The organism is Thiohalophilus sp. (genome assembly GCF_034521165.1).
Taxonomy (GTDB): Bacteria; Pseudomonadota; Gammaproteobacteria; order UBA6429; family Thiohalophilaceae; genus Thiohalophilus.
The window spans coordinates 125,838-152,345 of the sequence record NZ_JAXHMV010000002.1 but is presented as its reverse complement, the minus strand read 5'-3'; the positions used below and the strand labels follow the sequence as shown (position 1 = coordinate 152,345).

At 57.5% G+C, this 26,508-nt stretch carries 28 protein-coding genes; 19 read left to right on the top strand and 9 right to left on the bottom strand.

Features of this window, described 5'->3' with window-relative positions:
- Nucleotides 1–68: 68 nt before the first annotated feature.
- From U5K34_RS02475 to dsrE2, 3 genes are all read left to right on the top strand, one after another.
- Nucleotides 69–389: a rhodanese-like domain-containing protein gene (locus U5K34_RS02475; RefSeq protein WP_322566935.1), complete on the top strand. Its 321-nt coding sequence runs from the start codon at nt 69–71 to the stop codon at nt 387–389.
- Nucleotides 390–533: 144 nt separating this feature from the next.
- Entirely contained in the window at nt 534–764 is a 231-nt protein-coding gene (locus U5K34_RS02470; protein ID WP_322566934.1) for a sulfurtransferase TusA family protein, read from the top strand.
- Between the two features lie 90 nt (nt 765–854).
- On the top strand, nt 855–1,331 hold the full coding sequence (dsrE2, locus tag U5K34_RS02465; RefSeq protein ID WP_322566933.1) for a sulfur carrier protein DsrE2: 477 nt from the start codon (nt 855–857) through the stop codon (nt 1,329–1,331).
- 306 nt (nt 1,332–1,637) lie between these two features.
- Here the strand turns inward: dsrE2 and U5K34_RS02460 are convergent, their stop codons facing one another.
- Nucleotides 1,638–2,879 carry an OmpP1/FadL family transporter gene (locus tag U5K34_RS02460; protein WP_322566932.1) on the bottom strand — a complete coding sequence of 414 codons (1,242 nt, stop codon included), beginning with the start codon at nt 2,877–2,879 and terminating at the stop codon, nt 1,638–1,640.
- 314 nt (nt 2,880–3,193) lie between these two features.
- Here U5K34_RS02460 and U5K34_RS02455 point away from each other — a divergent pair, with 314 nt between their 5' ends.
- From U5K34_RS02455 to nusB, 9 genes are all read left to right on the top strand, one after another.
- Nucleotides 3,194–4,492: an OmpP1/FadL family transporter gene (locus U5K34_RS02455; protein WP_322566931.1), complete on the top strand. Its 1,299-nt coding sequence runs from the start codon at nt 3,194–3,196 to the stop codon at nt 4,490–4,492.
- A 174-nt stretch (nt 4,493–4,666) separates the two neighbouring features.
- Entirely contained in the window at nt 4,667–5,590 is a 924-nt protein-coding gene (locus U5K34_RS02450) for a hypothetical protein (RefSeq protein ID WP_322566930.1), read from the top strand.
- A 409-nt stretch (nt 5,591–5,999) separates the two neighbouring features.
- The gene (gene glyA / locus U5K34_RS02445; protein ID WP_322566929.1) at nt 6,000–7,250 is read left to right on the top strand and encodes a serine hydroxymethyltransferase; all 1,251 of its coding nucleotides are present in this window, start codon (nt 6,000–6,002) and stop codon (nt 7,248–7,250) included.
- Between the two features lie 173 nt (nt 7,251–7,423).
- Entirely contained in the window at nt 7,424–7,942 is a 519-nt protein-coding gene (gene nrdR / locus U5K34_RS02440) for a transcriptional regulator NrdR (RefSeq protein ID WP_322566928.1), read from the top strand.
- Between the two features lie 14 nt (nt 7,943–7,956).
- Nucleotides 7,957–9,057 carry a bifunctional diaminohydroxyphosphoribosylaminopyrimidine deaminase/5-amino-6-(5-phosphoribosylamino)uracil reductase RibD gene (gene ribD / locus U5K34_RS02435; RefSeq protein ID WP_322566927.1) on the top strand — a complete coding sequence of 367 codons (1,101 nt, stop codon included), beginning with the start codon at nt 7,957–7,959 and terminating at the stop codon, nt 9,055–9,057.
- Between the two features lie 276 nt (nt 9,058–9,333).
- On the top strand, nt 9,334–9,990 hold the full coding sequence (locus U5K34_RS02430) for a riboflavin synthase (protein WP_322566926.1): 657 nt from the start codon (nt 9,334–9,336) through the stop codon (nt 9,988–9,990).
- Nucleotides 9,991–9,995: 5 nt separating this feature from the next.
- Nucleotides 9,996–11,108, top strand: coding sequence for a bifunctional 3,4-dihydroxy-2-butanone-4-phosphate synthase/GTP cyclohydrolase II (ribBA, locus tag U5K34_RS02425; RefSeq protein WP_322566925.1), 1,113 nt, complete (start codon nt 9,996–9,998; stop codon nt 11,106–11,108).
- A 12-nt stretch (nt 11,109–11,120) separates the two neighbouring features.
- Nucleotides 11,121–11,588 carry a 6,7-dimethyl-8-ribityllumazine synthase gene (gene ribE / locus U5K34_RS02420; RefSeq protein ID WP_322566924.1) on the top strand — a complete coding sequence of 156 codons (468 nt, stop codon included), beginning with the start codon at nt 11,121–11,123 and terminating at the stop codon, nt 11,586–11,588.
- A gap of 5 nt (nt 11,589–11,593) precedes the next feature.
- Complete coding sequence (nusB, locus tag U5K34_RS02415) at nt 11,594–12,031, top strand: transcription antitermination factor NusB (RefSeq protein WP_322566923.1); 438 nt, start codon at nt 11,594–11,596, stop codon at nt 12,029–12,031.
- Nucleotides 12,032–12,189: 158 nt separating this feature from the next.
- Here nusB and U5K34_RS02410 read toward each other — a convergent pair whose 3' ends face one another.
- Nucleotides 12,190–13,158: an IS30 family transposase gene (locus U5K34_RS02410; protein WP_322566922.1), complete on the bottom strand. Its 969-nt coding sequence runs from the start codon at nt 13,156–13,158 to the stop codon at nt 12,190–12,192.
- Nucleotides 13,159–13,372: 214 nt separating this feature from the next.
- On the opposite strand from U5K34_RS02410, the gene thiL reads away from it, so the two are divergent.
- From thiL to U5K34_RS02390, 4 genes are read left to right on the top strand one after another with little or no spacing between them, the layout of a single operon-like run.
- Nucleotides 13,373–14,353, top strand: a complete 981-nt coding sequence (gene thiL / locus U5K34_RS02405; protein WP_322566921.1) for a thiamine-phosphate kinase — start codon at nt 13,373–13,375, stop codon at nt 14,351–14,353.
- Complete coding sequence (locus U5K34_RS02400) at nt 14,353–14,841, top strand: phosphatidylglycerophosphatase A (protein ID WP_322566920.1); 489 nt, start codon at nt 14,353–14,355, stop codon at nt 14,839–14,841. Before thiL ends, U5K34_RS02400 begins: the two co-directional genes overlap by 1 nt.
- The gene (locus tag U5K34_RS02395; RefSeq protein ID WP_322566919.1) at nt 14,838–15,230 is read left to right on the top strand and encodes a hypothetical protein; all 393 of its coding nucleotides are present in this window, start codon (nt 14,838–14,840) and stop codon (nt 15,228–15,230) included. Before U5K34_RS02400 ends, U5K34_RS02395 begins: the two co-directional genes overlap by 4 nt.
- Before the next feature lie 2 nt (nt 15,231–15,232).
- Nucleotides 15,233–15,880 (top strand): retropepsin-like aspartic protease family protein, encoded by a 648-nt coding sequence (locus U5K34_RS02390; RefSeq protein WP_322566918.1) that lies wholly within the window; start codon nt 15,233–15,235, stop codon nt 15,878–15,880.
- Nucleotides 15,881–16,098: 218 nt separating this feature from the next.
- On the opposite strand, the gene folE2 is transcribed toward U5K34_RS02390, so the two are convergent.
- The 5 genes from folE2 to U5K34_RS02365 form a co-directional block, all read right to left on the bottom strand.
- Nucleotides 16,099–16,896 carry a GTP cyclohydrolase FolE2 gene (gene folE2, locus U5K34_RS02385; RefSeq protein WP_322566917.1) on the bottom strand — a complete coding sequence of 266 codons (798 nt, stop codon included), beginning with the start codon at nt 16,894–16,896 and terminating at the stop codon, nt 16,099–16,101.
- 1 nt (nt 16,897) lies between these two features.
- Nucleotides 16,898–17,284, bottom strand: coding sequence for a 6-carboxytetrahydropterin synthase QueD (queD, locus tag U5K34_RS02380; protein WP_322566916.1), 387 nt, complete (start codon nt 17,282–17,284; stop codon nt 16,898–16,900).
- Between the two features lie 28 nt (nt 17,285–17,312).
- Nucleotides 17,313–19,208 (bottom strand): 1-deoxy-D-xylulose-5-phosphate synthase, encoded by a 1,896-nt coding sequence (gene dxs, locus U5K34_RS02375; RefSeq protein WP_322566915.1) that lies wholly within the window; start codon nt 19,206–19,208, stop codon nt 17,313–17,315.
- Between the two features lie 76 nt (nt 19,209–19,284).
- On the bottom strand, nt 19,285–20,172 hold the full coding sequence (ispA, locus tag U5K34_RS02370) for a (2E,6E)-farnesyl diphosphate synthase (RefSeq protein WP_322566914.1): 888 nt from the start codon (nt 20,170–20,172) through the stop codon (nt 19,285–19,287).
- Between the two features lie 3 nt (nt 20,173–20,175).
- Nucleotides 20,176–20,454: an exodeoxyribonuclease VII small subunit gene (locus U5K34_RS02365; RefSeq protein WP_322566913.1), complete on the bottom strand. Its 279-nt coding sequence runs from the start codon at nt 20,452–20,454 to the stop codon at nt 20,176–20,178.
- A 312-nt stretch (nt 20,455–20,766) separates the two neighbouring features.
- Between U5K34_RS02365 and U5K34_RS02360 the strand changes: the two genes are divergently transcribed.
- The 3 genes from U5K34_RS02360 (at nt 20,767) to U5K34_RS02350 (ending at nt 23,366) form a co-directional block, all read left to right on the top strand.
- Nucleotides 20,767–21,189, top strand: a complete 423-nt coding sequence (locus U5K34_RS02360; protein ID WP_322566912.1) for a rubrerythrin family protein — start codon at nt 20,767–20,769, stop codon at nt 21,187–21,189.
- Nucleotides 21,190–21,285: 96 nt separating this feature from the next.
- Nucleotides 21,286–22,620, top strand: a complete 1,335-nt coding sequence (locus U5K34_RS02355) for a heterodisulfide reductase-related iron-sulfur binding cluster (protein WP_322566911.1) — start codon at nt 21,286–21,288, stop codon at nt 22,618–22,620.
- Between the two features lie 164 nt (nt 22,621–22,784).
- Entirely contained in the window at nt 22,785–23,366 is a 582-nt protein-coding gene (locus tag U5K34_RS02350; RefSeq protein ID WP_322566910.1) for a DUF3501 family protein, read from the top strand.
- A gap of 593 nt (nt 23,367–23,959) precedes the next feature.
- On the opposite strand, the gene U5K34_RS02345 is transcribed toward U5K34_RS02350, so the two are convergent.
- Both U5K34_RS02345 and traF read right to left on the bottom strand, forming a co-directional pair.
- The gene (locus U5K34_RS02345) at nt 23,960–25,090 is read right to left on the bottom strand and encodes an IS110 family transposase (RefSeq protein ID WP_322566909.1); all 1,131 of its coding nucleotides are present in this window, start codon (nt 25,088–25,090) and stop codon (nt 23,960–23,962) included.
- A gap of 212 nt (nt 25,091–25,302) precedes the next feature.
- Complete coding sequence (gene traF / locus U5K34_RS02340) at nt 25,303–26,415, bottom strand: conjugal transfer protein TraF (RefSeq protein WP_322566908.1); 1,113 nt, start codon at nt 26,413–26,415, stop codon at nt 25,303–25,305.
- Between the last annotated feature and the right edge of the window lie 93 nt (nt 26,416–26,508).

The following is a 26,508-nucleotide window of genomic DNA, read 5'->3' as shown; positions in this document are numbered from 1 at the left end:
CGCGCTTTGTCTAAAGCCCTGCTTGCCTCAGGGTTTTAGGGTGCCAGGAGAGTCATGGGAGAGACACGATGCAGGTATTCAAGGAGATCGAGGTTGCGGATCTGGCCAGCATGCTGGAGGATAGCGACCACGGCATCAGCCTGATTGATATTCGCAATCCGGTTGATGCTTCGCAGGAGAGCATTCCAGGGGCCCGAAATGTGCCCATGTACCAGCTGCCCCTGGAACTGGACGAGCTGGAGCCGGAACATCTGGTGGTGCTCTATTGCCAGATAGGACAGCGATCCGCCCGGGCGTGTGCCTACCTGAGCGCCAGCGGGTTTGACAATGTGCATAACCTGCGAGGCGGGATTCAGGCCTGGAAATCCAGCGGCCTGGCGGTGGCATGAAGCCCTCATTGACAATACTGGATTACCACAAAAATCTTGTGTTCCAAATCCAGTTGTCATATAAGTGTAAGTTTGATTGCTAATATTCAAGCAACTTTTTTCTGAAACCCAAACCAACTCAGATGACTTGAAGGAGAGAACGAGATGGCTGATTTCGATCAAGAACTGGACGCTTCAGGCCTGAACTGCCCGCTGCCGATCCTGCGTGCCAAGAAATCCCTGGCCGGTATGTCCGCAGGACAGGTCCTGCACATCATCGCGACCGACCCCGGTTCCGTAAAGGACTTTGAAGCATTTTCCAAGCAGACCGGTAACGAGCTGATGGAATCCAAGGAAGAAGGCGGGAAGTTTTACTTCCTGATCAAAAAGGCCTGAGGCCGCTGACGACTATTATTATAAATACATTAAAACCGCTGTTACCGTGCCCGGCATATGGCGGGCAGGTGACAGGCATCGAGGTGCACTATGTCTAAAAAACTTGCCATTATCGCGACGAAGGGGACGCTGGACTGGGGCTATCCGCCGTTCATCCTCGCCTCCACCGCCGCCGCGCTGGGCTATGACGTCCAGATCTTTTTCACCTTCTACGGACTGCAGCTGCTGAAGAAGAAAATGAACGTCAAGGTCAGCCCGCTGGGCAACCCCGGCATGCCGATGCCGATGGGCATGGACAAGTGGTTCCCCGTGATCGGAACCGCCATCCCTGGTATGCAGGCGGTGATGACCAAGATGATGAAAGCCAAGATGAAATCCAAGGGCGTTGCCAGTCTCGAAGACCTGCGCGACCTGTGTGTCGAAGCCGACGTTAAAATCATCGCTTGCCAGATGACCGTCGATCTGTTCGACATGAACCATTCGGATTTCATCGACGGAATCGAATACGGCGGTGCCGCCATGTTCTTTGAATTCGCCGGCGAAGCAGATATTACCCTGTTCGTCTAAATCCGGATTCAAATCGTGGGAGAGAAAAAACCCGAAGCTTGCGCTTCGGGTTTTTTTATGTCTGTAGGAGCGGCTCTGCCGCGATAGCTCGTGGCAGTCGGGAATCGTAAGTCATTAATCGTCAATCGCAAGTCTCAAGGTGCAGATGGATGACCATCGATGATTATTTCCAATCGCAAGGTAACTGTTGCCTGAGGACCGGGCAGGAGCGGCTGCGCCGCGACAGGCCTGCGTACGTACCGCCAAGGCCCATCGCGCCAGAGGCGCTCCTACCCAACCACTAACTCAGCACCTGGCACTCAGTACTCAGAACTTCATTGATATCCCGACACTGATCAGATCCGAGTCGGATTTGTAGGTGCCGTTGTAAGCATCAGTACCGTTTGCCTCAGCGCCGGCATAGGCATCAGTGGAATTAATGTCACGATCATCCACGTCTACCAGCATATAGGCCAGCTCCAGGTTCCAGTTACCGAAGTCGTGGGTCATACCCAGACTGAACAACTGCCGATCGTCATCAGGAACCCGCGCGGAGAAGTATTCATCCGGCTGAGGTGTCTCATCGGCTGAATAGCCAAACATCAGTTTGGTTTTCGGGTTCATCTGGTAAATGGCGCCCAGACGATAGGCCCAGGTGTCGTCCCAGTTATTAATGCTGGAAGTTAATTCTGCTCCATCGCTTCTGACTATGCTGATTTTATCAAAACTGCTCCAGCCGGTGCGCTCGATGTCCAGCTCCACTCCCAGTCTATCCGTTACCTGATAGTGGATGCCGGCCTGGAACATGTCGGGAAATTCCAGTTTTGCCGTTGCGGCCAGAGCGGGCGGTGTTCCCGCATTGGTAGCATCAAAAAAACCAGATACGTCAACTTCAACGGCGCTGCGATAGCTCGCACCGAAGGTTAATTTATCCATTTTCTTCTGGTAAGCAATGTTCCATCCCAGATCGCCGCCACGACCCTTGATTCTAATATCCTGAGTATTGAACACCAGTTCATCTAGATCGTAGTAATTGATTCCAAAGGCAATGCTGCTGGTGTCATCAAGTTGCCAGGCGATGTTGGGATTAACATTAAACATCTTGATCCGGCTTAGTTCTGGCGCAAGTGCTTGGCCTGGGCCACCGAAACCACCAAAAGTGTTTCTCGGCCATTTGGTTTCCAGACCGAAAGGGGCGTTAACGGCCAGGCCAAAGGACATATTGTCATGCCCCTTTACCATGAAGTAACCGTTGGGGATCCAGAAGGTATCCTCCCCGGTGGAACTGGTGGCTGTACCGACATCGGGTGTCACCTCGGGCTCATAGGTGATCCGGGTAATCCCGGCATTGATCGCATTGGCATCGTGAAACGACATTGCTGCCGGGTTATAGGCCAGCGCGCCGGTCTCGGTGGTGTTGGCCACCAGCGCGTTGGAGGTGGCGGTGCCGACGGTGGAGATTTCCGGAATCCGGAAGCCGGAGGCCATGGCGTGCGATCCGGCCAGGGTCAGGCCCGTTGCCAGCAGGATGGAACGGGACAAGCGCGAGTAGGTAAATTGTTCTCCCATGGGTGTAACCTCGTATGCTGTTGTTACTTGTTGTGCTCATACTGTAACGGGGAAAATTTCAGCTGACCATAGAGCAAGAAATAAATAAGAAAATTATAATATAGTAATAATCAAAATCGATAGCCGCCTAAAAATTGCTTGACACTATCGGGCCCCTAATGAAAGATACGGTGCCAGTTGCAAACACCTTTCGTTGCACCATAACAACAAACACTGTCACCGCCACAACAATACCCATAACGCATGCTCGACATGCAGGCGACTGACGATCACAACAACAATGTCACACTTCACCTTTCATGGGAGATGAAACAATGAAGAAAATCAACAAACGACTGCTCGCTACAGCCGTCGCTGCCGCACTTGCCCTGCCGACGGCGGCTCATGCGACCAACGGTTACTTCGCTCACGGTTATGGCACCAAGAACAAGGGCCTCGGCGGCGCCGGCGTGGCCCTGCCGCAGGATTCACTGGCGGCAGCTACCAACCCGGCCGGCATGGTCTGGGTTGGCGATCGCATGGACCTGGGTGCGGCTCTGTTCAGTCCGCAGCGCGAATACACAGTTACAGGTGCTCCTAGTGGTGCTCCTGGTTCATTTGGTTTGACGCCTGAGACTGTTGAGAGTGATTCCGACTATTTTTTGATTCCACACTTCGGTCGTAACTGGATGCTGGATGCTAACAGTGCTGTGGGTATCAGTATCTATGGTAACGGTGGCATGAACACCGATTATCCGGCCAGCGCCGGCGGTGGCGCTGGTACATTTTTTGGTGGAGCTTTTGGCGGAGAAGCCGGGGCCGGAGTGAATCTGGAACAGCTGTTTGTGGATGCCACCTACTCGCGCAAGATTGATGACAAGTCCTCCTGGGGTGCCAGTGCCATTCTGGCCTATCAGCGCTTCGAAGCTACTGGCCTAACCGCATTTGGGGCGCAAGGTTTTTCCTCTGATCCAACCAAGCTGACCGATAATGGTACGGATGATTCTTTCGGTTTCGGCTTCAAGCTGGGTTACCAGGGGGAAGTGGCGCCTGGCCTGACTCTGGGGGCTTCCTATCAGAGCGAAATGGCGATGGACGAATTCAGTGACTATGCCGGCCTGTTTGCCGAGCAGGGTGATTTCGATATTCCGGCTACCTGGACGCTGGGTCTTGCTTACGACATGGGTAACTCGGGTACTGTCGTATTTGATGTGCAGGAGATTATGTACAGCGATGTCGCTTCAATCGCCAACCCGTTGCTTCCGAATCTCCAGACAGCACAACTGGGTGACAGTGCTGGTGCCGGCTTTGGCTGGGAAGACATCACTGTTTACAAGCTGGGCTATCAATGGGCAACCAGTGCCGAATGGACCTGGCGCGTGGGTTATAACCATGGCGATCAACCGATTCCGAACTCGGAAGTCCTGTTCAATATCCTGGCACCGGGTGTGATGGAAGATCACTTTACCTTTGGTTTCACCAAGAGCACCGGTGCGGATAGCGAGTTCAACTTTGCTGCTATGTATTCACCGAGTAATAGTGTGACAGGCGCTAATCCACTGGATCCGGGTCAGACCATTGAACTGGAAATGACCCAATGGGAAATGGAAGCCAGCTGGGCCTGGAAGTTCTAAGTCGTCAGAGTCTGCTCTGATGTCACAGGGATGTCGACAGGGCCATGGAGTGACTCCATGGCCCTTTCTGTTTCAGACTATTGAATTGTTTGTGTTACGGGTAGTCGTTGTTCGTTTGACGATTTGTGCCCGTTAACTTGCCGAATCATATTTAAAAATATGGATGGGAGATCTATGAAATCAATGAAACTTGCTCTCACCGGGTTGCTGGCTCTGTTGTTATCGACAGGCATTCTGCAGGCCGAGGAGAAGATTAAACCGTTTGTGCTGGCTGACAGCCAGGGGGCCGATATGGCCACCGCGGTCAGTACGGCCAAACAGAAGCTGGTCGATGCCGGTTTTGAAGTGGTTGGCGAATACTCGCCCTATGACAATGCCACCATCGTTGCCATTACCAGTGACGCACTCAAGGCGACGGCCGCCAAAACCGATTACGGTGTGTTCGGGGCCGCGCAGCGGGTGACGTTCTACAATGCCGGCGATAATGTGCAGGTGGCCTACACCAACCCGGTCTATCTGGCACATGCCTATCGCCTGGATGGCAGTCTGGCGGCGGTTGCCGCACAGCTGGAAGGGGCGCTGGGTAAACAACAGACCTACGGCTCTGAAAAAGGGCTGACCGGCGAAGACCTGCGCGATTACCAGTACAAGTGGCTGATGCCGTACTTTTATGACCGCCTGAACCTGGCCGACTACAACACCTACGAGGATGCCGTAAACGGCGTTGAAGCGGCGATTTCCGCCGGCAAGGGCGGGGTAAAACCGGTCTATCGCATCGATCTGCCGGGCCAGGAAGCCAGCGTATTCGGGGTTAACATCCTGGGTAACAGCGATGAGACCGAATGTGCCGGTGACCAGTACATCATGGAACGCATCGACTTCAAGGACACCAAGTCTCTGGGTCATCTGCCCTATGAGATCGTGGTCAAGGGCAACAAGGCCTACGCGCTGCGTGCCGAGTTCCGGATTGCCATCAGCTTCCCGGATCTGTCCATGATGGGCAGCAACAGCTTCGCCTCCATTATGTGCGCGCCCTCGGCGATCGAGGCCGCGCTGACCAAAGCCGCCGGCGGCAAAACCGGCGGTGACGAGTGGTAAGCGAGCACTTTTGTCGGGTGAATGCTTAACATTTGTGCATAAAAAAAGGTAAACTCAGCACTTATTTGGTACCTCCTCCACGTACCAATTGAGCCCCGGTGGTTTTCATCGGGGCTTTTTTTCGTTATGGGGCAGGCATTTGACGAAATGATGGGCCGGAGCACGGGGCAGACCGCTTTTCGTCATGCCGGGCTTGACCCGGCATCCAGTCCCGATTCGGGTGGAGAAATCGGCCCGAGAGCGTTGTGCTGCGCGTACCCCCGGCAAAACCCCCTGAACGCCATGAAAAAAATCCCCGGATCGGTTAGAATACGGCTTCTTTGCGCGAGCTGTAACAGCCCCGGGCGCACCCTGCGCTGGGCTGTAACGCTCTGAATTTATTGAATTTTATCTGAACCGGGAGTAATTGATGTTTAAACGAGACATGACCATTGAAGGCTATGATGACGAACTGTGGGCGGCGATGCAGAACGAAGAGCAGCGCCAGGAAGAGCATATCGAACTGATCGCCTCCGAAAACTACACCAGCCCTCGTGTCATGCAGGCTCAGGGGTCAGTGCTCACTAACAAATATGCCGAAGGTTATCCCGGCAAGCGTTATTACGGCGGCTGCGAATATGTCGACGTGGCCGAGCGGCTGGCCATCGACCGGGTCAAAGAGCTGTTCGGCGCCGATTACGCCAATGTGCAGCCCCATTCCGGCTCCCAGGCCAACGCCGCGGTCTATATGGCGCTGCTGCAGCCCGGCGATACCGTGCTGGGCATGAGCCTGGCCCACGGCGGGCATCTGACCCACGGCGCCAAGGTCAACTTCTCGGGGAAGATCTACAACGCCGTTCAGTACGGCATCGACGAGCAGGGCTTCATCGATTACGACGAAGTCGAGCAGCTGGCCAAAGAGCACAAGCCGAAGATGATCGTCGCCGGCTTCAGCGCCTATTCCCAGGTGGTGGACTGGCAGCGTTTTCGCGAGATTGCCGACATGGTCGGCGCCTGGTTGATGGTGGATATGGCCCACGTGGCCGGTCTCATTGCCGCCGGCGTTTATCCCAGCCCGGTCAACATCGCCGATGTGACGACTTCCACCACGCACAAGACCCTGCGCGGTCCGCGCGGTGGCATCATCCTGGCCAAATCCAACCCGGACGTTGAAAAGAAACTCAACTCGCTGGTGTTCCCCGGCACCCAGGGCGGCCCGCTGATGCACGTCATCGCCGCCAAGGCCGTCGCCTTCAAGGAAGCGCTGGAACCGGACTTCAAGGCCTATCAGCAGCAGGTGGTGAAAAACGCCAAGGTGATGGCCGAGGCCTTCCAGAACCGTGGTTTCGATGTCATCTCCGGCGGTACCGAAAACCATCTGTTTCTGGTCAGCTTCATCAAGCAGGAACTGACCGGCAAGGACATCGACGCCTGGCTGGGCAGCGCCAACATCACCGTCAACAAAAACGCCGTACCCAACGATCCGCAATCGCCCTTTGTCACCAGCGGTATCCGGGTCGGTACCCCGGCCTCGACCACCCGGGGTTTCGGCGAAGATGAAAGCCGGGATCTGGCCGGCTGGATGTGCGATGTCATCGACAGCAAGGGCGACGAGAAGGTGATTGCCGAGACCAAGAAGAAAGTCCTGGATCTCTGCAAGAAACATCCGGTCTACAAGTAACAGGGACGAGTTACGAGGGCCGAGTGACGAGGTGGAAAAATGGTACTTACAGACTTGATCATTTTTTCTGGCTGCTGCGACGATGTTGATGATTTATGGAACCGGGAAACAGTGATATGACACAGAAATATTTTGTTCCTCGTCCCTCGTCCCTCGTCCCTCGGCACTGAGCGATGCATTGTCCGTTCTGTGGCGCCGACGATACCAAGGTGATCGACTCGCGCCTGGCGGGTGAGGGCGCCGCCGTGCGTCGGCGGCGCGAGTGCCTGAGCTGTCACGAACGCTTTACCACCTTTGAAACCCCCGAACTGGTCATGCCGCGGCTGGTCAAGAATGACGGCCGCCGCGAGCCGTTCGATGAGGAGAAGCTGCGTGCCGGCATGCAGCGGTCACTGGAGAAGCGGCCGGTCAACACCGATGCCATCGAGGATGCTCTGAACCGGATCCTTAAACAGTTACGGGCCCTGGGCGAGCGCGAGATCGACTCCAAGCAGGTGGGTGAACTGGTCATGCAGGAATTGCGTGATCTGGATCAGGTCGCCTATGTGCGTTTCGCCTCGGTGTATCGCAGTTTCGAGGATGTCAGCGCCTTCCAGGAAGAGATCGAAAAACTCCAGAATGTCCCCTCGCCGGAAATGAAACGCCAGCAACAATCGCTGTTGCCGGATGACGACGACAACAAGAAACAATAAGCGGTCCTTCCCTGATGAGCTTCAGCGCCGATGATCACCGTTACATGGCCCGTGCCCTGCAACTGGCCGAACGCGGCCTGTATACCACCGATCCCAATCCCCGCGTTGGTTGCGTGCTGGTACGGGATAACGCCGTCGTCGGTGAAGGCTGGCACGAACGGGCCGGCGAACCCCATGCCGAAGTCCATGCCCTGAAGGCCGCCGGCGATGCCGCGCGCGGCAGTACGGCCTACGTCACGCTGGAGCCCTGTTGCCATCAGGGGCGCACCCCCCCGTGCAGCGACGCGCTGATCCAGGCCGGTGTCAGCCGGGTGGTGGTGGCAATGCGCGATCCCCATTCGCAGGTTGATGGCGGTGGCATCAGCCAGTTGCAAGCCGCCGGGATTTCCGTGCAAAGCGGCCTGATGGAAGCGCCGGCACGGCAACTCAATCCCGGTTTTATTCGGCGCATGCAACGCGGTCGTCCCTTCGTGCGACTGAAACTGGCCATGAGCCTGGACGGGCGCACGGCCATGGCTTCGGGCGAGAGCCAGTGGATCACCGGCGCGGCGGCGCGGCAGGATGTGCAACACTGGCGGGCGCGCAGTTCGGCGATCCTCACCGGCGTCGGTACCGTGCTGGCCGACGATCCGTCCATGACCGTGCGCCTGGAACAAACCGAACGTCAGCCCCTGCGAGTGATTATCGATACCAACCTGAGCACGCCGGCCAATGCGAAAATTTTACAACAGCCCGGGCAGAGCGTGATTATGACCTGCAGCGAGGATGAGGCCATGCGAGAGGAACTGCAAAATGCGGGCGCCAGGGTGATCGCCGTCCCGCAGGATGCACACAACAATGTCGATCTGGCCGCGGTCCTGGATCAACTCGGCGAGATGGAAATCAACGAACTGCACGTGGAAACCGGCGCCACCCTGGCCGGTGCGCTGTTACAGGCCGGGCTGGTCGATGAGTTAATCCTCTACATGGCCCCGACCCTGCTCGGTGACGCGGCCCGCAGCCTATTTCACCTGCCGGGGCTGGAGAACATGGCCGATCGGATGCAGTTGCAGATAAAGGATATTCGTGCCATTGGAGAAGACTGGCGAATCACGGCGGAAGTGAGAAAAAGCTAACCACCAAGACGCCAAGACACAAAGTTTATTGATTTAATTTTCCTTCTTCGTGTCTTTGTGTCTTGGTGGTGAGATTTACTGATCTGGACTCGCAGATATACTGTCTGGGAGCGCAAAACCGGGAAGGTGTAGTTAACGACGAGACTAACCACGAAGACACGAAGTTTATTGATTTAATTTGTTTCTTTGTGTCTTCGCGTCCTGGTGGTGAGATTTATAGAACTGGACTCGCAGATATACTGTCTGGGAGCGCAAAACCGGGGAAAGGCACAGGCCATGTTTACGGGAATCATACAGTCGGTGGGCACGATTGCCGCGATCGAATCGAAAGGTTCTGATGCGCGAATGCGCATCCAGACCGGCAAATTGCCGCTGGAAGATGTCGCCATCGGTGACAGCATCGCGGTCAACGGGGTCTGCCTGACGGCGGTGGAATTACCGGGGGACGGGTTCTGGGCGGATGTCTCGGGGGAGACGTTATCGCGCACGACCTTTGCCGATGTTCAGAGCGGCAGCAACGTGAACCTGGAAAAAGCACTGACGCCCACCACCCATCTGGGTGGCCATCTGGTCAGCGGTCATGTGGACGGCCTCGGTGAGGTGATCGAACGATCCGATGCCGGGCGTTCGGTGAAATTCCGTATCCGGGCGCCGGATGAGCTGGCCCGTTACATCGCGACCAAAGGGTCGATCTGTGTCGATGGCATCAGCCTGACGGTCAATGCGGTGGAGGGCGCGGTGTTTGATCTGAATATCGTACCGCACACGCTGGTGGAAACCACCATGGGTGATTTTGGAACAGGTCAGCGGGTTAATCTCGAAGTGGATGTGATCGCCCGTTATCTGGAACGTTTACTGTTGGGGGACAAAGCGGCACAATCGGGTCAGGGCGTGACCGAGGCGTTGCTCGCCGAACACGGTTTTATCAAGTAGGACTTATGGCACTGAACAGTACACAAGAGATTATCGAGGACATCCGCCAGGGCAAAATGGTGATCCTGATGGATGACGAGGATCGCGAGAATGAGGGCGATCTGATTATTGCCGCGGAAAAGATCACGCCCGAGGCGATCAATTTCATGGCCAAATACGGTCGTGGCCTCATTTGCCTGACCCTGAGCAAGGAGCGCTGCGAGCGCCTGCGCCTGCCGCCGATGGTCACGGAGAACCGCGAAGCCCATGCGACAGCGTTCACCGTATCGATTGAAGCCGCGGAAGGGGTGACGACCGGCATTTCCGCCGCGGACCGTTCCGTGACGATCCGGACCGCCGTGGCCCCCGATGCCAAACCGTCGGATCTGGTGCAGCCGGGTCACGTGTTTCCCCTGATGGCCCAGCCGGGCGGGGTACTGACCCGGGCGGGGCATACCGAGGCGGGTTGCGATCTGGCGCGCATGGCCGGACTGGAGTCGGCCTCGGTGATTGTCGAGATTCTCAATGAAGACGGCAGCATGGCCCGGCGACCGGATCTGGAAAAGTTTGCCGCCGAGCACGATCTGAAAATCGGCACCATCGCCGATCTGATCGAATATCGCATGCGTAATGAAAAAACCGTCGTGCGCGCCGCCACCTGTAACATGCCCACCCGCCATGGTGACTTCGATCTGTATGCCTATCGCAACAGCATCGATCACCAGGTTCATCTGGCCCTGGTCAAGGGCGATCTCGATCCCAAAAAACCGGTACTGGTGCGGGTGCACGTGGAAGATACCCTGTGTGATATATTCGGTAGCCAGCGCGACGATTGTGGCTGGCCACTGGGCGATGCCATGCGGCGCATAGCCGATGAAGGCGAGGGCGTGGTGATCATCCTGCGCCTGGCCGAGGAGTCGGAGACCCTGGTGTCGCACATAAAACAGTATAATGAGCAGGATCAGGGCCACGATCTGCCACACTACGAATCGGGCGAGGATCTGCGTACCTTCGGGATCGGCGCGCAGATTCTGACGGATCTCGGCGTGAAGAAAATGCGCGTGCTGAGCGCGCCGAAAAAAATGCATGCCCTTTCCGGCTTTGGCCTGGAAGTGGTGGAATACGTTTACGGGGAATAACAGGAAAGCACAATGACAATGAAAACCGTGGAAGGCGATCTGGTCGTCAAAGGTGCGCATTTCGGGCTGGCCGTGGCGCGTTTTAACAGCTTTGTCGTGGAAAGTTTGCTGCAGGGCGCGGTCGATACCCTCACCCGCCACGGCGGCAGTGAAAGCGATATCGAGATCGTGCGCGTGCCGGGAGCCTATGAATTGCCGCTGGTGGTACAGCGCATGGCGCAGGGCAAAAACTACGATGCCATCATCGCCCTGGGTGCGGTGATTCGCGGCGGCACGCCCCATTTCGATTATGTCGCAGGCGAATGCGTCAAGGGCATGTCCTCGGTGATGCTGCAACAGGATGTGCCGGTGGCCTTCGGGGTGCTGACCGTGGATACCATCGAGCAGGCCATCGAACGGGCCGGCACCAAGGCCGGCAACAAGGGCGCCGAGGCGGCCATGTCGGCCATCGAGATGGTCAACCTGCTGAAGAATCTGTAGCCCCGATGAAACCCAATCCCCGTAGCCGCGCCCGCCGTCTTGCCATGCAAAGCCTGTATGAATGGCAGATGTCCGGGAACACGATCGACAAGATCATTGGCGAATATGCCGTTGGCGAACAAATGCGTAATGTGGACGAAGCCTATTTTCGTGAGTTGAGCAACGGCGTTGCCGAGCATAGCGAACAGCTCGATCAATCCATTACGGCCTATCTTACACGCCCCTACGACGAGATCGACCCGGTCGAAAAGGCCGTGCTGCGCCTCGGCGCCTTTGAGCTCAAGTTCCAACCGGAAATCCCCTACCGCGTGATTATCAACGAAGCTGTCGAACTGGCTAAAACCTTTGGCGCCGAAGCCAGCCACAAATTCATCAACGGCGTCATGGACAAACTCGCCGCCGAACTGCGCGGCATCGAAATGCAGGCTCACAAAAAGTCCTGACAGGTATTGGTTGCCTCTTTTCCCGTTTTTGGGAAATAACGCAAAGGACGCGAAGACGCAAAGGACGCAAAGTTAAAATTATTTTTCACTATAAATTTAGTCTCAAAAGTAACCTGACTTGATTTTTTTAAAACCAAAACAGAATAATAAACGCGGTTTCAAGTTGCTAGTGCAACATCAGGGTGTATCCCGAAAAATACCTGATTCGGTGTTTTGATACCAAGACATTTTCGGGGACGGTTGTTGAGTTTCTCCATCACGCGTTGAATTTGTCGTTGAGTGATGGTCGTAAAATCATGCTTCTTGGGGAAATACTGGCGAATGAGTCCATTGGTGTTTTCATTCAGGCCGCGCTCCCAGGAAGCAAAGGGATGCGCAAAGTAAAACTTGGCATTGAGTGCTCTGGCAATTTTTTGATGCTGAGCAAATTCACGGCCGTTGTCGGCGGTGAGGGTATGCACCCAGGGCGCCAGTGGCTTGAGCAATCGGATGATGGCCTCGCTGACAGCTTCAGCCGTTTTCCGGGCGACCTTGGCAATGAGTGTCAGTTTGGATTTGCGTTCAACCAGTGTCACCAGGGCCTGGCGGTGGTTTTTACCGATGACCGTATCCAGCTCCCAGTCGCCGTAACGATGACGTGAGTCGACCACCGCCGGACGTTGGTCGATAGAGATTTGATTCGGGATCTGGCCCCGGCGTGAATAGGTGCCATAGCGCTTTTTACGTTGCTTCTGGCAACGCAGGTGCCGATAGAGTGAGCCGCCAGCCTGTTTATCGGCGAGGACATACAGGTAAATGGACTCATGACTGACTGACAGACCGGCTTCCTTGGCCAGCCAGAGACCGATCTGTTCAGGGCTCCAGTCCTCGCGCAGGAGTCGACGGACGTGATGCCAGGTAGCGGATTCGATACGAGACTGAGCTTTGTCCGCACGGCGCTCAAGGCAGAAACGGTGGGCCTGTTGGGCACGGTAGCCCCGGCGCCCGCGGTTGCGACGTACTTCACGGCTGACGGTCGATTTATCGACGCCGATGAAATTCGCGGTCTGAGTTTGATTAAAACCGGCTTTCATATAGGCCTGAATTTGGTATCGTTGTTCCTGGGTAAGCTGCGCGTATTGCTTCATGTGTGCTCCTCAAACTTTGGTCGGTGAGAGAAGCTGCATAGGCTACCGCAGCTTGCCCTCTCACCAAACCGGTTGAGTTGCACTTACAAATTGAATTCACGAAAGTATTTTGATTATAAATGCTTTCTTGGCGTTCTCTGCGCCTTTGCGGACTTTGCGTTTTCAATCGCAAATAAAGTAGAGGATAAATCTATTCCTGCCTCGGGACTTAACTATGCCGCTTTCTGAATTTGACATCATCGCCCGTTATTTTGCCCAGGCTACGCCCGGGCGTGAGGATGTGGTGTTGGGGATTGGCGATGATGCGGCGTTGATCGATCCGCCCGCCGGTCAGCAGCTGGTGGTGGCGATCGATACGCTGGTGGCGGGGGTGCATTTTCCACTTGAAACGGATCCGTATGACATTGGCTGGAAGGCGCTGGCGGTGAATCTCAGTGACCTGGCGGCGATGGGGGCCCAGCCGGCCTGGCTGACGCTGGCACTGACACTCGAGCACAACGATGACGACTGGCTGGCGGCGTTCAGCCGGGGACTGGCCGATCTGGCCGGCGAATACGGCATTCAGCTGGTGGGAGGGGATACCACGCGCGGTCCATTGACGGTGACAGTACAGGTCGCCGGGTATCTGCCGCCCGGCCAGGCCCTGACGCGCAAAGGGGCAACCCCGGGCGATGAAATCTGGGTTTCCGGCACACTCGGTGATGCCGCGCTGGGTTTGCGGATTGCGCAGGGTCAGCTGCAAGCGGATGATTCAGTGAAGGCGACATTATGCCGTCGGCTCAACCGGCCTGAACCCCGGCTGGCATTGGGCATCGCGCTGCGCGACGTTGCCAGTAGCTGTATCGATATTTCCGATGGCCTGCTGGCCGATCTTGGGCATCTGTGCGCGGCGGCCGACTGCGGTGCCAGCCTGCACTGTGCCGATTTGCCGTTGTCATCCGCGGCCCGTGAGTTAATGTCTGCCGACTCGGGGCTTGGCGATCTGCCGCTGACCGGGGGCGATGATTATGAACTTTGTTTCACCGCAGCGGCCAGTCGTCATGGCGCAATCCAGTCGCTGGCAACACAACTGGATTGCCCGCTCAGCTGTATTGGTCTGGTCGAGGCCGAAAACGACATACACTGCCATGATCCGGATGGCCAGATACGAAATATCTCCGGTCACGGCTATCGCCATTTTAACGAGTCAAATTGATGCGAACCCCCGTTGATCCCCGATTGTTAATGAACCCGGTTCACCTGTTGAGCCTGGGGTTTGGCAGTGGTCTGACCCCCAGGGCACCGGGGACGGCCGGTACCCTGGTGGCGATTCCGGTTTATCTGTTGCTGATCGAGCTGAGTCCGATAGCCTATTTGCTGCTGTCGCTATTCCTATTATATATAGGCATTCATCTTTGCCAGGCCACGGCGCGACGGCTGGGGGTCCACGATCATCCCGCCATTGTCTGGGATGAAATCGTCGGCTATTTGTTGACCATGGTCGCGGTGCCGTTTGACTGGGTCTGGATTGTGGCCGGCTTTGTACTGTTTCGGCTGTTCGATGTCTGGAAGCCCTGGCCCATCGGTTTTCTGGATCGACGGGTGTCGGGCGGGATCGGTATCATGCTGGATGATCTGCTGGCGGCGGTGTATGCCTCGATCGTGTTGCAATTGATCATCTATCTGACAGGAGGGGCTTTATGAAGGGAATAATAACAATCAGCCTGTTGTTGCTGGGCACACTGGTGCGGGCCGGGGAGGTGGAAATTCTCCAGGTCGAGCTGCGCGAACAGGGGTCGCAAAGCTGGCGCGCCGACGTGACGCTCAGACATGCCGATACCGGCTGGGAACATTACGCCGACGGCTGGCGCGTGGTGACGCCCGATGGCGAAGTGCTGGGGCATCGGACATTGCATCATCCGCACGTGAACGAGCAGCCGTTTACCCGCAGCCTGTCGGGGATCGCCATTTCGCTGGCGATGACACAGGTGGTGGTGGAAGCCCATGACAAGGTGCACGGCTGGTCGTCCGACCGGGTTACTGTCGATCTGGCCCGCCCAGAGGGCGACCGCTACCGGCTGGAGCGGCTCTAGCCATGCGCTATCTGCCGTGTCGGGGTTGGCTGATGTTACTGCTGTTGGCGGAGAGCATGCTGGCCCATGCGGTGGATATACAAATCCAGGGCCTGTTTCGGGATATGGCGATTTTACAGGTGGACGGCAGCCGATACACGCTGCGACCGGGCGAGTCGACGCCACAGGGGATTATCCTGATCCGGGCCGACAGCGAGCAGGCCGTGCTGGAGATCGATGGCCAACGGGAAACCTACCCCCTCGGCAGCCAGATCAGCACCGTTTATTCCCGCCCCGAAATGGCCGAGGCGGTGATCTATCGCCGGAACGGCATGTATTTTGGCAGTGGCAGTATCAACCGCCAGTCGGTCAGTTTTATTGTGGACACCGGGGCGAGTGCCATTTCCATGAACGAGGCCCAGGCCCGGCGCCTGGGTCTCGACTTTCGGGTGATCGGCGATCCGGTTCGTGTCTCCACCGCCAACGGTATCGTGCGCGCCTACAAGGTCACGCTGGATCGGGTCAAGGTGGGCGATATCCAGCTGAACAACGTTACCGGCATCGTCCATCAAGGCGGTTCACCCCCGACCATCCTGCTGGGCATGTCCTTCCTCGGCCAGCTGGACATGCAGCGCGACGGCGAGCGGCTGGTGCTGAAAAAGAAGTGGTGAACTTTTTTCGATTCTCTGGGAATTAACGCGGAGAACGCAAAGACGCGGAGGGCGCAAAGTAATGTTGAATTCTTAATGATGGATTTAGAATTAATTGCGAATTTAAATTCAAAACTCAGAATTTAACATTTAAAATTATTCCTTCGCGTTCTCCGCGTCTTTGCGTCCTCTGCGTTTCAATCCCATCCCTGGAAAATCGGCAATAATCGGCTGGCTGTTTATGCTTTTTTGTCTTTTTCGATCAGTGCGTAGGCGGAGTGGTTGTGGATGGATTCGAAGTTTTCGGATTCGACCACGTAGTAGTTGATGCGCTTGTCGGCGTTCAGGCGCGCGGCGACGTCGCGGACCATGTCTTCGACGAATTTGGGGTTGTCGTAGGCGCGTTCGGTGACGATTTTTTCGTCCGGGCGCTTGAGCAGGCCATAGAGTTCGCAGGAGGCTTCCGACTCGACCAGCTCGATGAGTTCTTCGACCCAGACGAATTCCTCGATGCGCGCGGCAACGGTGACATGGGAGCGCTGGTTATGTGCGCCATAGTCGGAAATATTTTTTGAGCAGGGGCAGAGGCTGGTAACGGGGACGATGACCTTCAGCGTCATCTGCACTTCGCCGTCGTGAATCTCGCCGATGAAGCTGACGTCATAGTCCATCAGGCTTTCCACGCCGGAGACGGGCGCCTTCTTGTTGATGAAGTAGGGGAAGGCCATCTCGATGTGACCGGAATCGGCTTCCAGTTTCTCGGCCATCTCGGCCAGCATTTCCTTGAAGGACTGCACTGAAATCTCGCGTTCGTGGTTATTGAGAATATTCACGAAACGGGACATGTGAGTGCCCTTGAAGTTATGCGGCAGATTGACGTACATGTTGAACGAGGCGACGGTGTGTTGTTCGCCCTCGTTGCGGTCGCGGATACGCACGGGATGACGAATGTCCTTGATGCCAACCTTGTTGATCGGAATCCGGCGGGTGTCGGCGCTGCTTTGTACGTCTTCGATGGGATCGGTTACGGCATTCATTTCAAGTCTCGTCCTCTGTGTAGGTGACGCAGGCACGGTCGGTTTCCCAGATCGTCACGGCGTTCACTTTCACCACGTCGGAATTTAACGATTCCGACAGTTTGCTGTAGAAAAACGCGGCGATGTTCTCGGCGGTCGGGTTGATACGATCGAACGGGGCAATATCGTTCAGATTGTAGTGATCCAGTCCGCCCAGCAACTCGCGGGTCGCGTCCTTGATGTCCTTGAAGTCCATGCCCATGCCGACCCTGTCCAGGGCGCTGGCCTGCACGTGAACCTCGACTTTCCAGTTATGGCCATGGAGCCGGTTACAAACACCTTCATAATCGCGCAGATAATGGGCCGCGGCGAAATCGGTGACAATGGTCATGGTATAGCGTGACGCCATGGTAATACCTGAGTGAATAACTAGGACTTTACGCGAGTGTCGCGTGTTTGGCAAGAGGCTGTTCGCCCAGTACCGCGGTAATGGCCCGGATTATACCATCTGCATCCAGTCCTGCCTCGGTAAGGAGTTGTTCGCGGCTGCCGTGCTCCAGGAACGTATCGGGCAGCCCCAGATGTAACACCGGTATCGGGTGGGGTTGTTCGCACAGCCACTGGCTCACCGCGCTGCCGGCGCCGCCAGCGATGGCATTGTCTTCCAGGGTGACCAGCAGGTCATGATCGCTGACCAGTTGTTGCAGCAGTTCGGTATCCAGGGGCTTGATAAAACGCATATTGGCCACGCTGGCATCCAGTTGTTCGGCCGCGGCCAGGGCGTTGCCCAGCAGGGCACCGAAGGAGAGGATCGCCACCCGTTTGCCCTGGCGGCGCAGCTCGCCGCGACCCACTTCCAGCGTCTCCAGCGTGGGTTCCACGGCCACGCCCATTCCGGTACCGCGCGGATAGCGCACGGCGGTCGGACCTTCCAGCTGGAAGCCGGTGTTCAGCATCTGACGACACTCGTTTTCATCCGCCGGGGCCATGATGGTCAGGTTGGGAATGGCGCGCAGGTAACTCAGATCGAAACTGCCGGCGTGGGTGGCGCCGTCGGGACCGACGATGCCGGCCCGGTCGATGGCGAACAGCACCGGCAGGTTCTGCAGGGCGATATCGTGGATCAGCTGATCGTAGGCACGTTGTAAAAAGGTGGAGTAGATCGCGACCACCGGTTTCATGCCGTCGGCGGCCAGGCCGCCGGCGAGGGTCACCGCGTGCTGCTCGGCAATGCCCACGTCAAAATAGCGATCCGGATACTGTTCGGCAAAGGTCACCAGCCCGGAACCCTCGCGCATGGCCGGGGTGATCCCCACCAGCCGTTCGTCCGCCGCCGCCATGTCGCACAGCCACTGGCCAAAGACCTCCGTATAGGTCGGTGTGCCGCCGCCCCCGCTGCCGTGCGGTTGGCCGCTGTCGATATCGAACGGCCGCACGCCGTGATAGGTGCAGGGGTTGTCCTCGGCGGGCGCGTAGCCTTTGCCCTTTTTGGTGACGATATGCAGAAATTGCGGGCCCTTGAGCTGGCGCAGGTTGCGCAGCGTCTTGACCAGGGTATTGATGTCGTGGCCGTCCACCGGGCCGATGTAATTGAAGCCCAGCTCCTCGAACAGGGTGCCCGGCACCACCATACCTTTCATGTGCTCCTCGGCGCGCCGGGCCAGCTCCCAGACCGAGGGCATGACACTGAGCATTTTCTTGCTGCCCTCGCGCATCGAGGCATACAGCCGGCCGGAGAGGATCCGCGCCAGATGGTTGGACAGCCCGCCCACATTGGGCGAGATGGACATGTCGTTATCGTTGAGGACAACCAGCATGTTGGCGTCCATATCCCCGGCGTGGTTCAGGGCCTCGAATGCCATGCCCGCGGTCAGGGCGCCGTCGCCGATGACCGCCACCGTGCGGCGATCGCTGCGTTGCTGGCGGGCGGCCAGCGCCATGCCCAGCGCGGCACTGACCGAGGTACTGGAGTGGCCGACGCCGAAGGTGTCGTATTCGCTTTCTTCGCGGCGCGGGAACCCGCTGAGGCCGTCTTTCTGGCGCAGGCTCGGCATCCGCTCGCGCCGGCCGGTGAGAATCTTGTGCGGGTAGCTCTGATGACCGACATCCCAGACCAGCCGGTCCTGCGGCGTGTCGTACACATAGTGCAGGGCGAGGGTCAGCTCGATGGTGCCCAGGCTGGCGGCCAGATGCCCGCCGGTGCGGCTGACCGACTCGATCAGAAAGCGACGCAATTCCTCCGCTAGCGGCAACAGCTGCGACTGGTCGAACTCGCGCAGATCGGCCGGCAAATGGATCTGATCGAGCAGCGGATAGGGCGCGGAATCGGACATCGGTATCGGGCTATCGGCCAGGTGGCGAATGAAGGGGGTGATTATAGCAACTTGTCGCGCGTTTGTGCTGCCGGCGTTAATGCTGGCGCTGCACGATATAGCGGGCGATCCCGCGCAGCGGTTCGGCCGCCTCGTCCCATTTGGCCAGGCTGTGCAGGGCATCCTCGATCAGCTCATTGGCCAGGCGCTTGGCGTCGTCCAGGCCGAGCAGGGCTGGGTAGGTGGGTTTGTTGCGGGCCAGATCCGCGCCGTGTGTCTTGCCCAGGGTCTGGGTATCGCCTTCCACATCCAGCACGTCGTCCTGGATCTGAAAGGCCAGCCCGATGCATTTGGCGTAGTGATCCAGCTGCCCGAGTGCGGTTTCGTCGATCCCGGAGCGGCACAGTGCCCCGAGTTTGACACTGGTGCGGATCAGGGCACCGGTCTTGTGGACGTGCATATTCTCCAGCTCAGCCACGTTCAGATCCTGGCCCACCGCGGCCAGATCGATCGCCTGGCCCCCGGCCATGCCGCGCGAGCCGCTGGCCAGGGCCAGATCCTCGATCATCTGCAGGCGCTGTTGCGCGGGAATCTGCGGATCGAGATGCCGGGCCAGGATGAAAAAGGCCAGTGATTGCAGGGCATCGCCACACAGGATGGCCGTGGCCTCGTCGAACGCCTTGTGCACCGTGGGCTGACCGCGACGCAGATCGTCGTCGTCCATGGCCGGCAGATCGTCGTGTACCAGCGAATAGGCATGGATCAGCTCCATCGCCGCGGCCGGGGCATCCAGGGGTTCGGCCTCGAGCGACAGGGCATGGCCCGCCGCGTAGGTCAAAACCGGGCGAATCCGTTTGCCGCCGTTGAAAACGGCATAGCGCATGGCGCGGTGCAGATCCCGGGGCAGGGTTTCCTCGCTCGGCAGCCAGCGCTGCAGGGCGGCATCGGCGCGCTGGCGCCATTGTTCGATCACTGTGTCGTTCACGGCTTATTGATCGTCGGGGTCAAAGGGGACCAGCTCTTCCTGGCCGTTTTGTTGCAGGAGCTGTTCGACCTTCTGCTCGGCGGTTTTCAGCGCCTGCTGGCACTGGCGGGTCAGCGCCACGCCGCGCTCGAAGTCCTTGAGGGACTGTTCCAGGCTCTGATCGCCCTGTTCCATCCGTTCCACCAGGGTTTCCAGCTCGGCCAGGGACTTTTCAAAATCGGGGGCTGCGGTTCGGGCCGCCGTCTTTTTGCTGGTTTTCTTTTTACTGTCTTTTTGGGTCACGGCACTTATACTCAAAGGCTCTGAACGATTATTTATTCAGCCACAGGATGCTGTCACGGGCGGCGCCCCGGGCGCAGGCCTAATGATAGGGGGATTTCCCCGTCGAAAACACCCCCGGTCGGGGACGCAAGGCTCGGGGGCGGTTTAAATGGTCCGCCCGTGTCCCCATGCAGAAGGAACCGACGCCGTGGCCGCAGGATTTAGACTCAGTCTTGACACGGGCCGGCGGCTGGTCTATCTTTCTAGCACAATTTAGACAGAGTCTAAATTTTCGATTTTTTCAGCAAGTCCATGATAATGGAGGAAACCACAATGGCAGAACTGAAAGGCAGCAAGACCGAACAGAGCCTGAAAGACGCTTTTTCCGGCGAATCTCAGGCTAACCGCCGTTACCTGTACTTCGCGGCCAAGGCCGACGTAGAAGGGTATAACGATGTCGCGACCGTATTCCGCTCCACCGCGGAAGGCGAAACCGGCCACGCCCACGGCCATCTGGAATACCTGGAAGCCTCCGGCGACCCGGCTACCGGCCTGCCGATCGGCGGTACCGATGCGAACCTGAAAGCCGCGATCGCCGGCGAAACCCATGAGTACACCGATATGTACCCGGGGATGGCCAAGACCGCGCGCGACGAAGGTTTCGACGAAGTCGCCGACTGGTTCGAAACCCTGGCCAAGGCGGAGCGTTCCCACGCCAACCGCTTCCAGAAGGCCCTGGACAACCTGGATTCATAAATCCGGCGTTGCCCGAACAAAACCGGGATCAGGCGACTGATCCCGGTTTTTCAAATTTAATGATCCACCCAAATTCAAAAACAACAGGGAGTTCACATGGCCGGTTCAAATGTTCGCGAAGGCAGTCTTGAGGCGCCAACCCGTCATCCGCTGGATTGGCAAAGCGAGTCATTCTATGACGAGCAGGCGCTGAACGAAGAGCTGGAAAGGGTTTTTGATATCTGCCACGGCTGCCGCCGTTGTGTCAGCCTGTGCCATTCCTTCCCGACGTTGTTCGATCTGGTGGATGAATCCGAGACCATGGAAGTCGATGGTGTCGCCAAAGAAGATTATTGGAAAGTCGTGGAGCACTGCTATTTATGCGATCTGTGCTACATGACCAAATGTCCTTATGTGCCGCCGCACGAATGGAATGTGGATTTTCCGCATCTGATGTTGCGCGCCAAGGCCATCAAATTCAAAAAAGAGGGTACCTCGTTCCGCAACAAGATGCTCTCTTCCACTGACACGGTGGGCAAGCTGGCCGGTATTCCGGTCGTCGCCCAGACCGTGAATACCGTTAACAAGATCAAGCCGCTGCGTAAACTGATGCAGCCGATCACCGGCATCCATGCCGAGGCCACGCTGCCGCGTTTTGAAAGCAAGCCGTTTCGCAGCCGATTCAAAGGCAGCGGCGATCTGCAGGGCGAACCCGGCGAGACCACCTCTGGCAAGGTCGCGCTGTTTGCCACCTGCTACGGTAATCGCAATGAACCGAGCATGAATGAAGATCTGGTCGCCGTGCTGGAACACAACGGCATCCCCGTGGTGCTGGCCGAGAAGGAACAGTGCTGCGGTATGCCCAAGCTGGAACTGGGCGATCTGGAATCGGTCGCCGCCGCCAAGGAGGCCAATATCCCGGTGCTGGCCAAACTGGTAGACGAAGGGTATGACCTGATCGCGCCGATCCCCTCCTGCGCCCTGATGTTCAAGCAGGAACTGCCGCTGATGTTCCCGGATGACGAACAGGTCAAAAAGGTCCAGCAGGCGTTTTACGATCCGTTTGAATACCTGATGCTGCGCAACAAGGAAGGCAAGCTGAAGACCGAGTTCCCCAACAAACTGGGCAAGGTGGCCTATCACGTGGCCTGTCACCAGCGGGTGCAGAACATCGGCATGAAGACCCGTGATGCGCTGAACCTGGTGCCCGATACCGAGATCGAAGTGATCGAACGTTGCTCGGGTCATGATGGAACCTATGCCGTCAAGCAGGAATATCACGAGATTTCGATGAAGATCTGTCGCCCGGTGTTCAACAAGGTCAAACAGGCCGAGCCGGATCACTATACCAGTGACTGCATCATGGCCGGCCACCAGATCGAAAACGGCCTGCGCGATGGGTCCCATCCCGAACATCCGATGACCCTGCTACGGGTTGCTTACGGCATATAAGCAACAGGACCGAGGGACGAGTTACGAGGGACGAGGAAAACCATTAACCGCCAGGACACGAAGAAAATAAATAATTTATTACCTGGTGCCTTTGTGTCTTGGTGGTGAGATTTTAGTTCCTTTGTTGTTGACCGAATACACATGCAGATTCGAGAGGTTTGATAATGGCTATGTTGACACGTGATGACCTGATGTCGCTGGAAGAGTACGCCAGGGAGCGCAAGAATTTTCGCGCCAAAGTGCTGGAACATAAAAAATCGCGCAAGGTGATTTTGTCCGATCATGCGACGCTGTATTTCGAGGACAAGCTGACCATGCAGTATCAGATCCAGGAAATGCTGAGGGTTGAGCGTATTTTCGAACAGGAAGGGATTCAGGATGAGCTGGATGCCTATAATCCGCTGATCCCCGACGGCAGCAACCTCAAGGCCACCTTCATGATCGAATATGAGGATGAAGAGGAGCGCAAAAAGGCGCTGGCCAAACTAATCGGTGTCGAGGATAAAGTCTGGGTCCAGGTTGAAGGCCAGGACAAGGTCTATGCCATTGCCGATGAAGACATGGAACGGGAAGACGAGACCAAGACCTCGTCGGTGCATTTCATGCGCTTCGAGCTCACCCCGCCGATGGTCGAAGCCGCCAAAAACGGCGCGGCGATTAATATGGGCATCGACCATGAGAACCTGACGACCAGTATCACCGTCAGCGACGACATCCGCGAGGCACTGGTAGCCGACTTCCAGTAACCCGTCGTTAACCTGCAAAAAAGCCCGGCCTGTGATGGCCGGGCTTTTTGTGTCTGGAAAAGACTGTTTCACCGCAGAGACGCAGAGGACGCGGAGAAATGATTTTTAGTGTTGAATTATGAATACAATATCCCTTTGCGCACTCTGCGTCTCTGCGGTAACAGCAGTAGCCGTAGGTCAGATTGCGCATAGCGCTACCTGACATTATTCGTGTTGGCAGAGGTGTCACGCAGTGGTAGGCCGGACATAGCAACGCGGTGTCCGGCAATCGGCGGTGTTGCCCGATACCGCGGAGTTTATGCCCGCAGGGTGCTTTATCGGGCCTGATATGGATTGACCTGTCAAACGCTTGCACTGATTATGTTGTTTTCATTTCCTTATCAATGGCTTCGGCTCAGGATATGAAAGGCAATTAGCGACGGTGGATCACTCTGATATGCGTGGGTTGGTTACCGACCTGACTTCACTTCGTCGCGGAGCTGCCCTTCTCTACAGTCGTGGGTCTGCCCTCCCTAAAAAGGACGCCACATAGGCCCGGCAGGGGTTCTCCTCACCGGCCTCCCATACCCTGAGCCGAAGCCACTGACCGTGCGTCATGCCAGTGCCTTGCTGCCGTGGGCTTTCCCCTGAACTTCACAGACGATGGCCCAGATAAAGCCCGCTAGTTCCCGCGCCACGGCGGTGGTCACCTGCTTTTTATCCTTGCCCGCCTGCATCAGCGTTCGGTAGCGTCCACACAGGCGTTTTTGTGCCTGCCAGGCGATGGCCTGAACCTGGGGGGACGTTTTCTCGGCACGCCGTTCAATACAGTGGGTCTTGCGGGCGGCAAAGCGGTAATTCCAGGCGGCCTCCACCAGCACGCGTCGCACATGGCCGTTGCCCGTGCGGGTAATCCCGCCCTGACGTCGTGACGGGCCGCTGGAGTGTTCGCTGGGCACCAGTCCAAGATAGCCCATCAGTTCCCGGGGCGAGTCAAAACGGGTAATGTCGCCCAGCTCGGCCAACGTTGTCACGGCCGTGACAAGACTCACCCCGCGCAGCGCCATCAGCGCTTCGGCCACCACGCCAAGCGACCAGATGCCAAGATGGTCGCGCATCTGCGCCTCCAGCTGTGCCACGCGCCGTTGGGCCGACCTGACACTATCGATGTACTCCTGTAGCACGAGTTGCTGGAGCACCTGTTCGAACTTGACGCCCTCCAACCAGCGCCAATGTGCCTGGGTCCATCGGCTCTTCCCGGGATAACGCTTGCCATGACGCAGCAAAAACGCGCCCAACCGTTGCCGTGCCTTGAGCTCCAGGCTTTTCATGTCCTCCCGGGCCCGACTCAGATCACGCATGGCTTCTTGTTCTTCATCCGGTACCCAGACCGCCGTCAGCTCGCCGGAGCGATGCAGCCGGGCCAGCATCAGCGCATCACGCCGATCGGTCTTCATCCGCTCGCCGGACTTGCGAGGAATGAGCGAGGGAGCAACCACCTCGCACGCATGACCCAGGCCGATCAGTTGCCGATAGAGACCGTAACCGCACGGGCCGGCTTCGTAACAGAAGCGCAGTGCCTCGCCATCCGGGCTCAGCCGGTTGATCAGCTTGGCCACAGCGGCGCAGCTGTTCTCGATTTCGCCGTGATATTCCGGCTCGCCACGTCCCTCCCTGGCAACGGCAACCGCAATCGTGGCTTTGTGAACATCCAAACCAACGTAAATGTTGTTAAACTCGTTCATGACCTGCCCCCTCGATGTGGCTCTGTGTTAATGGGTTTTCCCAACCTCCTAACATAACCCACGTTGTCGAGGCTGGGCAGGTCAATCCATTATGTCTACGACTTTCGAGTACGAAAATTAAACGCGGAGTTCGCAGAGACGCGGAGGCGCAGAGAAAATAATATGCTTTTCTTTGCGGCTCAGCGTCTTTGCGAGAGTGCCGGGGTGATTGCTCAGAACTGCAACCCCATCTGCACAAAGCCGGACAGGTTGTTGTCGTTGCCCATGACCGCGGCGTCGACCTGCAGTCCCAGGATGTTGACGCCCAGGCCGGCGGAGAGCAGGTCATCGTCGGGGCCGGTGACGTCGGCGGTGTTTTTCACATACCCGGCGCGCAGCTTGAGCGTGTTGAAGGCATCGACCTCGAGCCCGGCGGCCAGCATCTGGGTCTTGTCGCTGCCGTCGACCAGCGGATCGTTTTCCTGCAGATCGTAATCCACCGCCACGGTGATGACATCGCCGTTATAGGCCAGGCCGGCGCGGGTCTGGGGTTCGATCTTCACCGTATTGTTCCGTGAAGTGGTGTAGGTTTGCTCACTGATATTGCGCATCACCACGCCGACCTGCCAGCGGCTTTCCTCGCCCAGCTGGTAGACCAGGCCGATATCGGCATTGAGGCTGCCGCCGTGATCCTTTTCGCCTTCCTCGGTGGCGGCGTCGATCAGATCGCTTAGATCGTCGACCGTGCGCAGCAGGACCGAGTCCGAATCATAGGAAGTGACCGACTGGGATTTGGGCGTGAGGCCGATGGACAGGCGACCGAACTGGCGGGCCAGGCTGACGCCCACCTCGGTCACTTCCAGGCCGACCAGGTCGATGGTTGAATCGACACCGTTGCTGCCAGCGTAGGTGACGCCGCTGTTGGCCTGAATATACTGGTTGGCACTGACGGCCCCGGCCCATTTTTCCGCCGAGAAGCCGACATTCAGGGCGCCGTTGCCCAGCACGTCGAGCCGCTTGCCGTCGGCGCTCAGGGCAGCAGCCTGTGTCCCGGCCGCATCGCCGGCGTCGTAGGCGTCGCTGAAGTCCTCGATATCATCCAGCAGGTTTTCGTTATCGATGGCCTGAACCCCGAGCCCGGCGGTGAGGGAAAAATCGTCCTCGAAACGCTGGGCGGCCAGCATGGCCGGGTTGGTGAAGGGGGCCGAGGCGATATTGCTGCTGGCCACGCCGGTGGTGCCCATCCCGGCCGAGCGGGCCTCGTAGGTGGCAAACGGCAGGGCGGTGGCATTCAGGCTCAAACCCAGTAACGAGGCGGTCAGCAAGGGGCGTGTGAATTTCGTCATTATTTTCTCCCGTGTGTGGCAACAAAACCCGGTACGGTGACAGGGCAGCAAAAAATACATGGTTATGCCGATTTTTTGTTATTATCGGGTGCT

Excerpts from the sequence above, each read along its gene's own strand:
- U5K34_RS02475 (WP_322566935.1), top strand. The coding sequence starts at position 69 with ATGCAGGTATTCAAGGAGATCGAGGTTGCGGATCTGGCCAGCATGCTG.
- U5K34_RS02470 (WP_322566934.1), top strand. The coding sequence starts at position 534 with ATGGCTGATTTCGATCAAGAACTGGACGCTTCAGGCCTGAACTGCCCG.
- dsrE2 (WP_322566933.1), top strand. The coding sequence starts at position 855 with ATGTCTAAAAAACTTGCCATTATCGCGACGAAGGGGACGCTGGACTGG.
- U5K34_RS02460 (WP_322566932.1), bottom strand. The coding sequence starts at position 2,879 with ATGGGAGAACAATTTACCTACTCGCGCTTGTCCCGTTCCATCCTGCTG.
- U5K34_RS02455 (WP_322566931.1), top strand. The coding sequence starts at position 3,194 with ATGAAGAAAATCAACAAACGACTGCTCGCTACAGCCGTCGCTGCCGCA.
- U5K34_RS02450 (WP_322566930.1), top strand. The coding sequence starts at position 4,667 with ATGAAATCAATGAAACTTGCTCTCACCGGGTTGCTGGCTCTGTTGTTA.
- glyA (WP_322566929.1), top strand. The coding sequence starts at position 6,000 with ATGTTTAAACGAGACATGACCATTGAAGGCTATGATGACGAACTGTGG.
- nrdR (WP_322566928.1), top strand. The coding sequence starts at position 7,424 with ATGCATTGTCCGTTCTGTGGCGCCGACGATACCAAGGTGATCGACTCG.
- ribD (WP_322566927.1), top strand. The coding sequence starts at position 7,957 with ATGAGCTTCAGCGCCGATGATCACCGTTACATGGCCCGTGCCCTGCAA.
- U5K34_RS02430 (WP_322566926.1), top strand. The coding sequence starts at position 9,334 with ATGTTTACGGGAATCATACAGTCGGTGGGCACGATTGCCGCGATCGAA.
- ribBA (WP_322566925.1), top strand. The coding sequence starts at position 9,996 with ATGGCACTGAACAGTACACAAGAGATTATCGAGGACATCCGCCAGGGC.
- ribE (WP_322566924.1), top strand. The coding sequence starts at position 11,121 with ATGACAATGAAAACCGTGGAAGGCGATCTGGTCGTCAAAGGTGCGCAT.
- nusB (WP_322566923.1), top strand. The coding sequence starts at position 11,594 with ATGAAACCCAATCCCCGTAGCCGCGCCCGCCGTCTTGCCATGCAAAGC.
- U5K34_RS02410 (WP_322566922.1), bottom strand. The coding sequence starts at position 13,158 with ATGAAGCAATACGCGCAGCTTACCCAGGAACAACGATACCAAATTCAG.
- thiL (WP_322566921.1), top strand. The coding sequence starts at position 13,373 with ATGCCGCTTTCTGAATTTGACATCATCGCCCGTTATTTTGCCCAGGCT.
- U5K34_RS02400 (WP_322566920.1), top strand. The coding sequence starts at position 14,353 with ATGCGAACCCCCGTTGATCCCCGATTGTTAATGAACCCGGTTCACCTG.
- U5K34_RS02395 (WP_322566919.1), top strand. The coding sequence starts at position 14,838 with ATGAAGGGAATAATAACAATCAGCCTGTTGTTGCTGGGCACACTGGTG.
- U5K34_RS02390 (WP_322566918.1), top strand. The coding sequence starts at position 15,233 with ATGCGCTATCTGCCGTGTCGGGGTTGGCTGATGTTACTGCTGTTGGCG.
- folE2 (WP_322566917.1), bottom strand. The coding sequence starts at position 16,896 with ATGAATGCCGTAACCGATCCCATCGAAGACGTACAAAGCAGCGCCGAC.
- queD (WP_322566916.1), bottom strand. The coding sequence starts at position 17,284 with ATGGCGTCACGCTATACCATGACCATTGTCACCGATTTCGCCGCGGCC.
- dxs (WP_322566915.1), bottom strand. The coding sequence starts at position 19,208 with ATGTCCGATTCCGCGCCCTATCCGCTGCTCGATCAGATCCATTTGCCG.
- U5K34_RS02360 (WP_322566912.1), top strand. The coding sequence starts at position 20,767 with ATGGCAGAACTGAAAGGCAGCAAGACCGAACAGAGCCTGAAAGACGCT.
- U5K34_RS02355 (WP_322566911.1), top strand. The coding sequence starts at position 21,286 with ATGGCCGGTTCAAATGTTCGCGAAGGCAGTCTTGAGGCGCCAACCCGT.
- U5K34_RS02350 (WP_322566910.1), top strand. The coding sequence starts at position 22,785 with ATGGCTATGTTGACACGTGATGACCTGATGTCGCTGGAAGAGTACGCC.
- U5K34_RS02345 (WP_322566909.1), bottom strand. The coding sequence starts at position 25,090 with ATGAACGAGTTTAACAACATTTACGTTGGTTTGGATGTTCACAAAGCC.
- traF (WP_322566908.1), bottom strand. The coding sequence starts at position 26,415 with ATGACGAAATTCACACGCCCCTTGCTGACCGCCTCGTTACTGGGTTTG.